Source organism: Paraliobacillus sp. PM-2, assembly GCF_001368815.1.
GTDB lineage: Bacteria > Bacillota > Bacilli > Bacillales > Amphibacillaceae > Paraliobacillus.
The window spans coordinates 1183337-1196007 of the sequence record NZ_CTEI01000001.1 but is presented as its reverse complement, the minus strand read 5'-3'; the positions used below and the strand labels follow the sequence as shown (position 1 = coordinate 1196007).

The 12671-nt window shown below is 33.9% G+C and carries 13 protein-coding genes and 1 pseudogene; 13 read left to right on the top strand and 1 reads right to left on the bottom strand.

Annotation, left to right across the window (positions count from 1 at the left end; translation table 11 throughout):
- The first annotated feature begins 8 nt into the window (after positions 1-8).
- The 9 genes and pseudogenes from BN1058_RS05725 to holA all read left to right on the top strand — a co-directional run bounded on the left by BN1058_RS05725 (position 9) and on the right by holA (position 7373).
- A complete protein-coding gene (locus BN1058_RS05725) occupies positions 9-596 on the top strand; it encodes a nicotinate-nucleotide adenylyltransferase (RefSeq protein ID WP_090854140.1) in 588 nt (195 codons plus the stop codon).
- Entirely contained in the window at positions 565-1137 is a 573-nt protein-coding gene (gene yqeK, locus BN1058_RS05720; protein WP_090854137.1) for a bis(5'-nucleosyl)-tetraphosphatase (symmetrical) YqeK, read from the top strand. The genes BN1058_RS05725 and yqeK overlap by 32 nt, the downstream gene beginning before the upstream one ends.
- On the top strand, positions 1138-1494 hold the full coding sequence (gene rsfS, locus BN1058_RS05715; protein ID WP_090854134.1) for a ribosome silencing factor: 357 nt from the start codon (positions 1138-1140) through the stop codon (positions 1492-1494).
- A gap of 3 nt (positions 1495-1497) precedes the next feature.
- The gene (locus tag BN1058_RS05710; RefSeq protein WP_090854131.1) at positions 1498-2247 is read left to right on the top strand and encodes a class I SAM-dependent DNA methyltransferase; all 750 of its coding nucleotides are present in this window, start codon (positions 1498-1500) and stop codon (positions 2245-2247) included.
- 65 nt (positions 2248-2312) lie between these two features.
- Positions 2313-2552 (top strand): hypothetical protein, encoded by a 240-nt coding sequence (locus BN1058_RS05705; RefSeq protein WP_090854128.1) that lies wholly within the window; start codon positions 2313-2315, stop codon positions 2550-2552.
- 61 nt (positions 2553-2613) lie between these two features.
- Positions 2614-3210: a helix-hairpin-helix domain-containing protein gene (locus BN1058_RS05700; RefSeq protein WP_090854125.1), complete on the top strand. Its 597-nt coding sequence runs from the start codon at positions 2614-2616 to the stop codon at positions 3208-3210.
- Between the two features lie 62 nt (positions 3211-3272).
- Positions 3273-3716: pseudogene (locus BN1058_RS05695) on the top strand (ComE operon protein 2); the annotation flags it as partial.
- Positions 3717-3760: 44 nt separating this feature from the next.
- Complete coding sequence (locus BN1058_RS05690; protein WP_090854121.1) at positions 3761-6028, top strand: DNA internalization-related competence protein ComEC/Rec2; 2268 nt, start codon at positions 3761-3763, stop codon at positions 6026-6028.
- Positions 6029-6341: 313 nt separating this feature from the next.
- On the top strand, positions 6342-7373 hold the full coding sequence (gene holA, locus BN1058_RS05685) for a DNA polymerase III subunit delta (RefSeq protein WP_090854118.1): 1032 nt from the start codon (positions 6342-6344) through the stop codon (positions 7371-7373).
- Between the two features lie 56 nt (positions 7374-7429).
- Here the strand turns inward: holA and rpsT are convergent, their stop codons facing one another.
- Entirely contained in the window at positions 7430-7696 is a 267-nt protein-coding gene (gene rpsT, locus BN1058_RS05680; protein WP_090854115.1) for a 30S ribosomal protein S20, read from the bottom strand.
- A gap of 162 nt (positions 7697-7858) precedes the next feature.
- Here rpsT and gpr point away from each other — a divergent pair, with 162 nt between their 5' ends.
- From gpr to lepA, 4 genes are all read left to right on the top strand, one after another.
- Positions 7859-8959 (top strand): GPR endopeptidase, encoded by a 1101-nt coding sequence (gene gpr, locus BN1058_RS05675; RefSeq protein WP_090854113.1) that lies wholly within the window; start codon positions 7859-7861, stop codon positions 8957-8959.
- Between the two features lie 113 nt (positions 8960-9072).
- Entirely contained in the window at positions 9073-10251 is a 1179-nt protein-coding gene (spoIIP, locus tag BN1058_RS05670; protein WP_255307004.1) for a stage II sporulation protein P, read from the top strand.
- Positions 10252-10274: 23 nt separating this feature from the next.
- Positions 10275-10598 (top strand): hypothetical protein, encoded by a 324-nt coding sequence (locus tag BN1058_RS05665; RefSeq protein WP_090854110.1) that lies wholly within the window; start codon positions 10275-10277, stop codon positions 10596-10598.
- A gap of 135 nt (positions 10599-10733) precedes the next feature.
- Entirely contained in the window at positions 10734-12548 is a 1815-nt protein-coding gene (gene lepA, locus BN1058_RS05660) for a translation elongation factor 4 (RefSeq protein ID WP_090854107.1), read from the top strand.
- The last annotated feature ends 123 nt before the right edge of the window (positions 12549-12671 follow it).

Genomic DNA, 12671 nt, shown 5'->3' with positions numbered 1-12671 from the left:
AGTAAAATATGAAGAAAGTAGGGTTATTAGGTGGTACATTTGACCCACCTCATATTGGGCATTTAGTGATTGCTGAAGAGGTTTATCATCAATTAAAATTAGATGAAGTATGGTTTATTCCATCAAATGAACCACCACATAAGGACAAAGCAAGTACTGCTGTTATAAATCGTGTTGCAATGGTTGAAGCAGCAATAGATGATAATGATCATTTCTTTTTAAAGACAATAGAAATAGACCGCCCAGGTAAATCATATACATTTAATACAATCCATTTATTAAAAGAAATATATCCAGATACATCTTTTTATTTTATTATTGGTGCTGATATGGTTGAATATCTCCCTAAATGGAATAAAATTGATGAATTAATAAATATGGTTAAGTTTGTTGGTGTAAAACGACCAGAATATGAATTGGATACTAATTATCCTATTATTGCTGTAGATATTCCTGGTTTAGATATCTCATCTACTATGATACGTAATCGAGTGAAGCAAAATAAACCAATTACTTATTTTGTTCCATCTTCAGTAAGACGCTTGATAAAGGAGAATCGTTTATATGAATCGTCAGAGCGCACTAGAGATTGTTAAGAAACAATTAAATCAAAGTCGCTATGAACATACAATTAGAGTAACAGATGTTGCTTTAAAATTAGCGGAACATTATCAGGTAGATCAAAAAAAGGTAGAAATGGCAGCCATTTTCCATGATTATGCTAAATATAGAGATAAGTCGGAGATGCAACGAATAATTACTTATTCTAATTTGCCAAAAGACTTGTTGGGTTATCATCCAGAGTTGTGGCACGGTCCAGTAGGTGCTATGTTAGTGAGGCAAGAAGTTGGTATCGAAGACGCTGAGGTATTAAACGGGATATACTGGCATACCACCGGGAAAGTGCATATGAGTATGATTGAAAAGATTGTATTTCTTGCTGATTATATTGAACCAGAACGAGATTTTCCTGGTCTAGACGAAGTACGAAAGCAAGCTTGGCAAAATTTAGATAAAGCTTGCTTTTTGGCGCTTCAAAATATAATCTCATTTTTAGCTGGAAGACAACAACTCATCTATCCTGATACTGTTCATGCATATAATTATTTTAATACAAAAACAAGAGGAGTGGATTGAATGGATCACAAAGAAATGGTAAAAATAGCAGCACAAGCTTGTGATGATAAACGTGCCAACGATATAATTACGTTAGACATGAGTGAAGTTTCGTTAATGGCAGATTATTTTATTATCTGTGATGGATCAAATGAAAGGCAAGTACAAGCTATTGCAAGAGAAATTAAAGACCAAGCAGAAGCAAACGACCTTGAAGTGAAGCGATTAGAGGGTTTTGAACAAGCACGATGGATTTTAGTGGACATCGGCGATGTAGTGTGTCATGTTTTTCATAAAGATGAACGCAGTTATTATAATTTAGAACGACTTTGGGGAGATGCACCACTCGTAGATTTAGAGTTGTCGAAAGAAGGATAAGTAATGGTATACAATAAAATGGCTGGTGTCTATGATCGGTTTATGGAGAATGCGCCATATGATCAATGGACTTCTTTCACAAAGGAATTATTAACAATATATCAACCTAATCCTAACGCAATTATTGACTTAGGCTGTGGAACGGGGCAGATAACATTGCTTCTTGCGAAATTAGGTTTTGAGATGACAGGCGTAGATTTTGCTTCAGATATGTTAAGTATAGCGCAACAACGAGCATCTGAAGAAAATATAGCTGTGCAATGGATTCAACAGGACCTAAATGCATTAGAAACTGGTAAAACATATGATGTCGCAATCAGTTATTGTGATGTGATGAATTACATTACGAAAGAAGATGAATTGCAACAAGTATTTTCAAATGTGTACCAAACGTTATCCAAAGAGGGTCTATTCCTTTTTGATGTACATGCAATATCTTATGTTGAAAATGATTTACAAGATAATACCTTTTCAGAAATGTATGAAGATATGGGTTATGTTTGGTTTTGTGATGCTGGAACATATCATGGTGAGATGTATCATGATATGACCTTCTTTGTTAAAGATAAGGAACAATATGAGCGTTTTGATGAACAACATCATCAACGAACGTTTCCAACTAAAGATTACCTAACCTGGTTAAGGAACGTTGGTTTTGACATCATAGGTATTTGTTCCGACTTTGATACCACATTTATTTCTCCTGAGCAGGCCGATCAGTCTCAACGAATATTTATAATTTGTAGAAAATAAAACGTTTTATAAACGTTTTATTTTTGTATGTAAAACTTTAAATTTTATTTCACAGGCGGTAAAATGTGACATTAGTATTATCCAATCCTTTTGAAAAAAAGCAAGACACGTCGCTTAATGTATTCCCTTATAAAACAAAAAAATTTACAAAGGTTGAAGGAATTAATCTGTTTGTGTCGAATATAAACGATGAAGATCGAAAAACTTACATGGGCAATTCAGAGTGGTGTCTATTTACTGTGTGTGGTGACCTTCGTGATTGGACTTCTGTTGATTTACTTCTAACAAACACTTCATTTCTTTAAATATAACTTACTAAAAACCCCCTATTCTTATAAGAAAAAATTCATATGGCAGGTGTATGGTATGAGAAATTGGTTTAAAAGTAACTGGTTACTTTCTTGCGTCATTTTAGCTGTTCTTTTTTTAGGGACTTGGGAGTGGTTAAGACCTAATATGAAAGATCATACAACAACTGATACATTCCAGTTGGAAAAATCAGCTATTGATGAAACACTTGAAACAAGTAATCCTGAACCAAGTAAAAAATTTGTTGATGTGAAAGGTGAAGTAGAAAATCCAGATATTTATCAAATTTCTGGTGAAGAACGAGTGAAAGATATGATTGTTTTAGCTGGCGGTTTCACAGATCATGCAGATACTAGTGGAGTGAATTTAGCACAGAAAGTGTTCGATGAAATGGTAATTATTGTTCCAAAACAAGGTGAAACGTTAAATGAAACGTCCTCTTCTGCTTCTTCGTCTTCCTCATTACTAAGAATTAATCAAGCTACAAAAGAAGAAATTGAGACACTACCTGGTATTGGAGCTGTGAAAGCAGAAGCAATCATTCAACATAGAGAAGCGTATGGTTTTTTTCAATCGATTAATGAGTTAGAGTCAATTACTGGTATTGGGAAAAAAACGGTTGAAAAATTAGAACCATATATTCGAGTACCTTAAGTATTGACGAAAATGCTAGTTTTTCATAAACTGTATAAAAATACATAAAAGGAGTAGTGACATTGGATAGAATTTCTTGGGATCAATATTTTATGGCTCAAAGCCATTTATTAGCTTTACGAAGTACATGTGAACGTTTAATGGTTGGTGCAACAATTGTTCGTGATAAAAGAATTATAGCCGGTGGATACAATGGTAGTGTATCTGGTAGTGATCATTGTATTGATGAAGGCTGTTATGTCATTGATGGTCACTGTGTACGCACAGTTCACGCAGAAATCAATGCGTTATTACAATGTGCTAAATTTGGTGTTGCAACAAGTAACGCAGAAATTTATGTTACACATTTTCCATGTCTGCAATGTACAAAATCAATAATTCAAGCAGGAATTCAAGCAGTTTACTATGCGGCTGATTATAAAAATCATCATTATGCGATTGAATTATTTAAACAAGCGGGTGTGTATGTTGAAAAAGTAGAGCTTGAACAAGTTTCTATTGATCTTTTACCAACAAAACGAGAAGATAGTTAGAGAGTAGGTGTCATGTCTTGAGAGGTTACTGGCATCTTTTTGCAATTGCTGTAATAGTCACTATCATTGCAATAACTTTTAATAGTTACTTTTTGTATGGATTATTTCTTATCTGGTTGTACATACTTTATAGACGTCACTCACTTCAAAATCTTACTATCATGATCATGCTTGCTATTAGTGTATTCACCTCTATTTATTACCTTCCAAAAGAGGTGGATACATCCTGGTTAAAATCAAGTGACCAATCTTACACCGGTACCATTACTTCTGCAGTTAAAAGGGAAAACAATTATTTGTCTTTTATATTTAATATAAAGGAAAACAATAACAATATACAGTTAAATTATTTTTTCGAAAACAAATCAGAGCAACCTACATCATGGAAAACTGGTGCAGCCTGTCAATTAACAGCTATTCCTCAAACTCCCTCAACAAGTACAAACCCTGGTGAATTTGATTATCAATCATTCTTATTACAAAAAGGTATTAGCAAGCAGTTAACTTTAACAAAAATAGACAATTTGCAATGTGAAGGGGCTAACGTATTGGACAAATTCTATCGTTGGCAAAACAAGATTGTTGAACGAGTGAATCATTATTGCAGTACGTTTACTTCTAGTTGGTTATTAGCACTATATTTTGGTGTTGATACACAATTAGATGAGGATATAGTAGATATTTTTAAACGTTGGAATCTTTCGCATTTATTGGCTATATCTGGACTTCATGTTGGTTTAATTACAAGTTTTCTTTATTTTATTTTTATTAAAATGGGTTTTCTTTCAAAAGAAAAGGGTGTGTATATCATCTTGCTCTTTTTGTTTATCTATCCATTTTTAAGTGGAGGGGCGCCATCTGTATGGCGATCATGCTTAATGGGGGTTCTAGGAATTATCTTGCTTCAATTCCGAAAAAAAGTGAGCATTATTGATATTGTGAGTATGGTTTTTTTGTTGTGCCTTGTATATAATAAATATTTAATTTTTCAGTTGGGATTTCAATTTTCATTTCTTGTTACCTTAGGTTTAGTGCTTTCAAAAAAAGGTTTTGAACATGTAACTAAAGTACAGTTGCTATTTAGAATTAGTCTAATTAGTATTTTAATCCTCTTACCCCTACAAATGATGCACTTTTATTATTTCAATCCGTTAGCGATCTTGTTAAATGTTTTTCTTATACCTTATTTTTCTATACTTGTTATGCCATTTTTATTTTTTTTATTGATTATTTGTTTTTTCTACCCTAGTTTAACTACTTTTTTGGATCTTATCTTTCAATGGATGCATGCACCTATGCTTCGTTTTATTACTTGGATAGACCAACACTTATTTCATCCTTTTGTAGTTGGTGAGTTCCCTTATTTATATGTTTGGTTTTATTATATCTTATTAATTGGACTGTTTATGGCCATCGAATACAAAAAAATGAAACAGGTTTTTATAAGTTCGTTATTACTGTTATGCTGGATAATTTGGTTAGAGATGCGGCCATATACGAATGAGAATGGAATAATAACTATGTTAGATGTTGGACAAGGGGATGCCATGGTAATTGAGCTACCTTATCGAAAAGGAGTAATAATGATTGATGTTGCTGGAACTTTTGAAGAAGATTTTCAAACACCTTCCGATAGAATATATAAACAAGTGATTCAACCTTTTTTGTATAGTAAAGGGATCAGTCAAGTGGATCTAATCATTTTATCACACGCTGATCATGATCATATCGGAAGCTTAACCTATCTGTTAAAAGATTTTAATATTAAACATATTGTAACAAGTCCTTATTTTGATTCTCCCTTACTAGCCGAAATGTCGGAAGAACAACAATATCATACTGTTGGTTATGATGATACCTTTTATTACAATGGATTATCTTTTCAAATAATACACCCAAACAATAATTATCAAGATCGAAATAATAACTCACTTGTTGTTTTAGCAAAGTTAGGTCAATTAAAGTGGCTATTCACTGGAGATATTAGTGACCAAATTGAACAACAAATTATCAACATTTATCCTAATTTAACAGTAGACGTTCTAAAATTAGCCCACCATGGAAGTGGTGATTCAACATCTGAATCCTTTATTCGTCAACTTGATCCAAAAGTAGCTATGATTTCAGTTGGTAAGGATAATCGATACGGACACCCGGCAGATAAGGTTATTGAACGTTTAGAAAGTAAAGGTATCATTGTATTCAGAACAGATCAACAAGGTGCTATTCAATATACGTATAAAGATAATGGGGAAAGAGGAACATTTTCTACATTTTTACCATAATATATCGTAGTAGAAATAGTTATGAGAAGTGATGTCAAGTTAATAAAACAGCATACAAATAGCTTTTTCCGTTTTAACTGGTGTTTCCCTTAGTTAGCAAGACTTGACATGCTTACTTATCATTTTTTTGGTCAATCTATACTTGAAAACATCGTTTAGTCTACAGCTTCCTAGGACTGATGATTAAACGTTCATATAGATTGCGGAGGGAGTATAATCATTACTTCCTCCATTTCTCTGTTAAAAAATTTACTTGTATTCCGGCGTTTTTACAATTAGGATAGATATAGTATTGTTATCGGGATGTGAGTAAATGGATTATTTTAAAGCAATAAACAAAATAGAAAAAAACGAATTCCAACCTATATATTTATTGTATGGAACAGAATCCTATTTAATCGAAAACATGATTAGTAAATTAAAACAACATGGGTTATCTGATAGTGATGATGAAGCAAACTTTATACGATATGACTTGGAAGAAACTGCGATACAGGAGGTAATAATGGATGTTGAGACATATCCTTTCTTTGGACAACGAAAGGTCGTGCTCGCTTATCATCCCATTTTTTTAACATCTAAGCCTGATAAATCAGGGGTATCGCATCAAATAGATGCTTTATTAAAGTATGTTTCTAATCCTATTGACTATTCTATTCTTGTGTTAATTGCTCCTTATGAGAAATTAGATGAACGAAAAAAAATAACAAAAGTACTTAAAAAGCAAGCAGAAATGATTGAATGCCATCCAGTAAAAGAGTGGGATATTGATAAATGGATTGATTTTTTAGCAAAACAATTGAATGTTGGTATTGAAAAAGCAACTTATGAAGTAATTAGTAAAGAAACGGGCGCCAATTTAATGTTATTGGAAAAGGAATTAGAAAAACTAGCAACATATGTTGGGAAAGGCGGAATCATTACGCCTAAAATTGCTGAAGAATTATTAGCGCATCAAAGCACAAATAATTCGGGGTTGAAATTAGTCGATGCAGTCATTGCTAAGGATCTAGCAAAAGCCATTCGCGTTTATCAAGATCTATCAAGAATTAATGAAGATGAAATTGCTCTTTTAGCTTTATTGGGTTCACAATTTCGAACAATTAATCATGTTAAAATATTAAAAAAGTCTGGCTATAGTCAAAAACAAATGGCTCAACAATTAAAAGTACATCCTTATGTAATAAAAATGGCAATGACGAGGGAAAAATACTTCTCAAGGGAAAAGTTAGAAGCCATTTTAGATCAATGTACGTTAACAGATATACAAATAAAACAAGGCCAAATGGACAAAAGACTCGCTTTTGAATTACTTTTATATCAAATAATTAAACCATTTCAGTAAAAAAAGCTTGTAGGGACTCCTACAAGCTTTTTATGTGTTGGTCATAATAAAAGCAATTAAGCGCTAAGCTCGTTTACTTTTTTAGCAAGACGTGATTTTTGACGATTACCATTATTTTTATGGATAATGCCTTTTTGGACTGCTTTATCAATTTTCTTAATTGCTTTTTGTAAAGCAACTTTTGCATCTTCCACATTTTTATTAGCAACAAGTTTTTCAACTTGTTTAATGTGTGAACGCATATCAGTTTTAATAGGTGTGTTATGAGCACGTAGTTCATTGTTCAGACGCACACGTTTGATTGCAGATTTAATATTAGCCATTTTTTCACCTCCACGTTCTCAATTCGAAAAACAACTATAGAACAATCGTCATTGTACCAAAGCTACGAATAATTTTCAATATAAATCTGTTCTATAAGTAGTGAAGAACGTATCTTTTTATTAATAATGGTAACGATAAGAATAAAAAGAAGGTGATCGATAATGAGGAACGATAGTAAAGAATCCTTTTCTATTCGAACGGATTTAGCAGTTGAAGCGAAGGATATGTTTGTAGAAGAATCTAAAGTAGAAGAGCAACAGTTAGAAGGGGTCGATATAAAAGAGACAAAGAAAGGCAATACGACTGTCTCTTATGTAACAATAGATGAAACTGGTGCAAAAAAGATAGGGAAAAAAGCTGGTGACTATATTACAATCCATACGGAAAGCGTTAAGTCTCAGGATAGTAATGAACAAAACAAAGCGGCTAATACATTTTCTGCAGAATTAGAAGCTCTATTAAAGAAAGAAAATATTCCAGAAGATGCCAGTTGTCTAATTGTTGGTTTAGGAAATTGGAATGTTACACCAGATGCATTAGGTCCAATGGCTGTGGAGAAAGTACTTGTGACAAGCCATTTATTTGCACTTCATCCAGAAACAGTAGCCGAGGGATACCGTCCGGTTTCTGCTATTACTCCTGGGGTGATGGGAGTGACAGGTATTGAAACAAGTGATGTGATACAAGGAATCATTGATAAACAATCACCTGACTTTGTTATTGCGATTGACGCTTTAGCATCAAGGTCAATCGAACGAGTCAATGCCACCATACAAATAGCTAACACGGGAATTCATCCAGGATCAGGTGTTGGTAATAAGAGAAAAGAGTTGAGTAAAGATACGTTGGGTATTCCTGTTATTGCAATTGGGGTTCCAACTGTTGTAGATGCGGTAACAATTACAAGTGATACGATTGATTATGTGTTTAAACATTTTGGTAGAGAGTGGGAGGAGAAGGATCGACCATCCAAGAGTCTAGCACCTTCTAGTATGCGGTTTGGTAAACGAACATTAACAGAAGACGACCTTCCAAATGAAGAAAAAAGACAAGCTGTTTTTGGGATGATTGGTAAGCTAAATGAAGCAGAGAAACGAGCATTAATTTCAGAAGTTCTTACGCCGCTTGGACATAACTTGATGGTAACTCCAAAAGAAGTAGACGGTTATATGAAAGATATGGCACATCTTTTATCTTCAGGTATAAATGCAGCAATGCACGAATCCGTTCAAGTTGAAACAGCTGGCTATTATACAAGGTAGTTTTGGAAATCAATATTATTCAATCAAATATTTAAGGTGAAACATTGGTTCTACTTTTATGTATTCTATCATAGTATCTAGTAAAGTTGATAGAAAGTGGGAGAGGAACGTTTATGGATTACCTTAGACAGTTATGGCGTAAAACAATGATTGGTTTTTTAAATAATTTGCGCCGAGGCACAATATGGATCATCCTATTAAGTTTATTATTTGTTAGCATTAGTTTTGTTACAACAATTAAACCAGCTTACCGGCTATCCTCTTCTATTATTACAAACTGGACAAGCCAAATTGAAGGGTCTGTTTTTATTTATTTATTAGGAATGGAGAACAAACAATATATGCATGCAACTGTTCCTAATAATCATGAACAATTAAGTTGGTCTGATTTGTTATTTGAACTAGCAACGAATATAAGACTAAATGATATCAGGAGTTTACTTGGAAGAGAGATTCCCAGCTTTTATGCATATGATCAAAAGATTATTGTTGCAGGAGAAGGAACGGATTATACTGATTTACCAATTGAATCTGCCCCTCCCTTAGATGTTGTACTAGAGCAGAGAGATGCCTCATTAGAAGAAGATCAGCCAAATCAAGAGGAAAAGGATAAACCGGACTTAGAGAATACTACCGGGGATAAGCAAGTTGTTTTTTTATATAGTACACATAATCGAGAGTCATTTCTACCTCACTTAGATGGTGTGAAAGATCCAAATCAAGCGTTTCATGCAGAAGTTAATATTACAAAAGTAAGTGAACGGTTGGAGAAGAGTTTAGAGAAAAAAGGAATTGGAACACAGGTTGATCACACTGATTTTATGTCAATATTAAATCAAAAAGACTGGGAGTATTGGCAATCTTATGATGCTTCTCAGCCAATAGTAGAAGAGGCGTTAGCCAACAATAAACATATAACCTATGTGTTTGATTTACATCGAGATAGTAGAAGAAGGGAAGATACAACAACGACGGTGAAGGGCAAAGAATATGCAAGCTTATTTTTTGTGATTGGGTCTGATTATAGCAATAATAGCAAAAATGTAGCATTAGCCACCGAATTGCATGAGAAGTTAGAGGAAAAGTATCCAGGTTTGAGTAGGGGTGTGACACAGCAAGGTGGAGCTGGTAAAAACGGCGTATATAACCAAGACTTATCGGACAATGCGATTTTAATTGAATTTGGTGGAGTAGATAATACAATGACTGAACTCTATCGATCAGCTGACGCATTAGCAGAGGTGTTTAGTGACTATTACTGGGATGCAGAAGCTGTTCAAAATCAACAATAAATCAGAAAAAGGAGATCAGTGAGATGAAGATGCTTGTATATATGCTGTTAATTGCCGTCGTATTTTTAACTGGAATGCTTTTTGGAACGAAAAATAATCAAATGATGGTTCAAGAGTCCAATCAACAAATAATTGAATCAAGGGATGAAGAACAAAAAGCAGTTTCAGTTACCATTGATAGAGAACAGCAATCTAATGTTAATCAAAACAGAATCGCTCAACAAAAAAGCTTTTCCGATAATAAACCATTAATAGAAAAGGTCGCAATATTTATAGAAACAACATCTGTATGGGCGTATGATCAAGTCATTCAAGCAGCATACCATATATCAGAAATATTCGTTTAAATTGTTTTTAATTGTTCATGTAACATCATCTCGAAAGAAACTTGATATATGTTAACACTAAAAATAATTGAATCATCACGTTTTCACTGCTATAATCAATCCTAGTATTGTGCTCGAAAAATAGGAGTGAATGAATTGGCAAAAATTAGAGAACAGAAACGAGTCAGAAACTTTTCGATTATTGCTCATATTGATCACGGCAAATCAACACTTGCTGATCGAATTTTAGAAAAAACAAAAGCACTAACACAACGGGAAATGAAAGAACAATTTTTAGATGCGATGGATTTAGAACGCGAACGCGGCATTACGATAAAATTAAACGCGGTGCAATTAAAATATCAACATCATGATGGGGAAGAATACCTTTTCCATTTGATTGATACTCCTGGACACGTCGACTTTACCTATGAAGTATCTCGAAGCTTAGCAGCTTGCGAAGGAGCTATTTTGGTTGTTGACGCTGCTCAAGGTATTGAAGCTCAAACATTAGCGAATGTTTATTTAGCACTAGATAATGATCTGGAAATCATACCGGTAATTAATAAAATTGATTTACCAGGTGCTGACCCAGACCGTGTCAAGCAGGAAATTACTGACGTTATTGGAATAGATGGTGAAACGTCTATTTTAGCGAGTGCCAAAGATGGCATTGGAATAGATGAAATTCTAGAACGTATTGTAGAAGACGTACCACCGCCTCAGGGTGAATCAGAGGAGCCATTAAAAGGACTAATCTTTGATTCTTTATATGATTCCTATCGTGGAGTTATCGCTTATGTTTGTATTAAAGAGGGTTCGGTTAAAGTTGGCGACAAAATTAAAATGATGGCAACTGGGAAAGAATTTGAAGTAAATGAAGTGGGCGTGTTTACACCTAAGCCACACCCTTTAGGTGAATTAGGTGTTGGTGATGTAGGTTACCTTACTGCGTCAATAAAAAATGTTGGCGATTCTCGTGTTGGTGATACGATCACATTAGCAAAACAACCTGCAACTGAACCGTTACCAGGTTATCGTAAATTAAATCCAATGGTTTTCTGTGGGCTTTATCCGGTAGATGCAAATAAATACAATGATTTACGGGAAGCGTTAGAAAGATTGGAATTAAACGATTCGTCTCTTCAATACGAAGCGGAAACTTCTCAAGCATTAGGATTTGGTTTTCGTTGTGGATTTTTAGGCTTACTACACATGGAGATTATTCAGGAAAGAATAGAACGAGAATTTAATATTGATCTAATCACAACGGCCCCTAGTGTTATTTATCAAGTTACACAAACCGATGGTTCAGAAATATCAATAGACAATCCATCATTTATGCCTGACAATCAATCGATACAAGAAGTTAGTGAGCCGTATGTTAAAGCAACAGTTATGGTGCCTAATGATTATGTTGGCCCAGTAATGGAATTGTGTCAGAAAAAACGAGGTAACTTCCAAGATATGGAATATTTAGATGATAATCGTGTAAATGTTATTTATGAGATTCCACTATCTGAGATTGTTTTTGATTTTTTTGATACATTAAAATCACAAACAAAGGGTTATGCATCCTTTGATTATGAAATAGTCGGTTATCAACCTTCTAACTTAGTTAAAATGGACATTTGGTTGAATGGGGATACCATAGATGCCCTATCATTCATTGTCCATCGTGACTTTGCTTATGAGCGAGGAAAACAGATTGTTGAGAAATTAAAAAATTTAATCCCAAGACAGCAGTTTGAAGTACCTGTACAAGCTGCAATTGGAAATAAGATTGTAGCACGTTCCACTATTAAAGCGATGCGTAAAAATGTCTTATCAAAATGTTATGGTGGGGATATTTCACGTAAGCGAAAGCTTTTAGAAAAACAAAAAGAAGGTAAAAAGCGCATGAAAATGGTAGGCTCAGTAGAGGTTCCTCAAGAAGCGTTTATGGCTGTTTTACGAATGGATGATGAATAGTAGTAGAAACCCTTGTCCAGCTAATTGACAAGGGTTTCTACTGTTTACTAACATGCAAAATATTGTACGAAACAGAACACTTTCTTTAAACTGTCATTAACGTAAAATTTTTATAAAGAAAAG

Bases quoted from the DNA above. Each gene is read 5' to 3' on its own strand.
- BN1058_RS05725 (WP_090854140.1), top strand. From the start codon at position 9: ATGAAGAAAGTAGGGTTATTAGGTGGTACATTTGACCCACCTCATATT.
- yqeK (WP_090854137.1), top strand. From the start codon at position 565: ATGAATCGTCAGAGCGCACTAGAGATTGTTAAGAAACAATTAAATCAA.
- rsfS (WP_090854134.1), top strand. From the start codon at position 1,138: ATGGATCACAAAGAAATGGTAAAAATAGCAGCACAAGCTTGTGATGAT.
- BN1058_RS05710 (WP_090854131.1), top strand. From the start codon at position 1,498: ATGGTATACAATAAAATGGCTGGTGTCTATGATCGGTTTATGGAGAAT.
- BN1058_RS05700 (WP_090854125.1), top strand. From the start codon at position 2,614: ATGAGAAATTGGTTTAAAAGTAACTGGTTACTTTCTTGCGTCATTTTA.
- holA (WP_090854118.1), top strand. From the start codon at position 6,342: ATGGATTATTTTAAAGCAATAAACAAAATAGAAAAAAACGAATTCCAA.
- rpsT (WP_090854115.1), bottom strand. From the start codon at position 7,696: ATGGCTAATATTAAATCTGCAATCAAACGTGTGCGTCTGAACAATGAA.
- gpr (WP_090854113.1), top strand. From the start codon at position 7,859: ATGAGGAACGATAGTAAAGAATCCTTTTCTATTCGAACGGATTTAGCA.
- spoIIP (WP_255307004.1), top strand. From the start codon at position 9,073: ATGGATTACCTTAGACAGTTATGGCGTAAAACAATGATTGGTTTTTTA.
- BN1058_RS05665 (WP_090854110.1), top strand. From the start codon at position 10,275: ATGAAGATGCTTGTATATATGCTGTTAATTGCCGTCGTATTTTTAACT.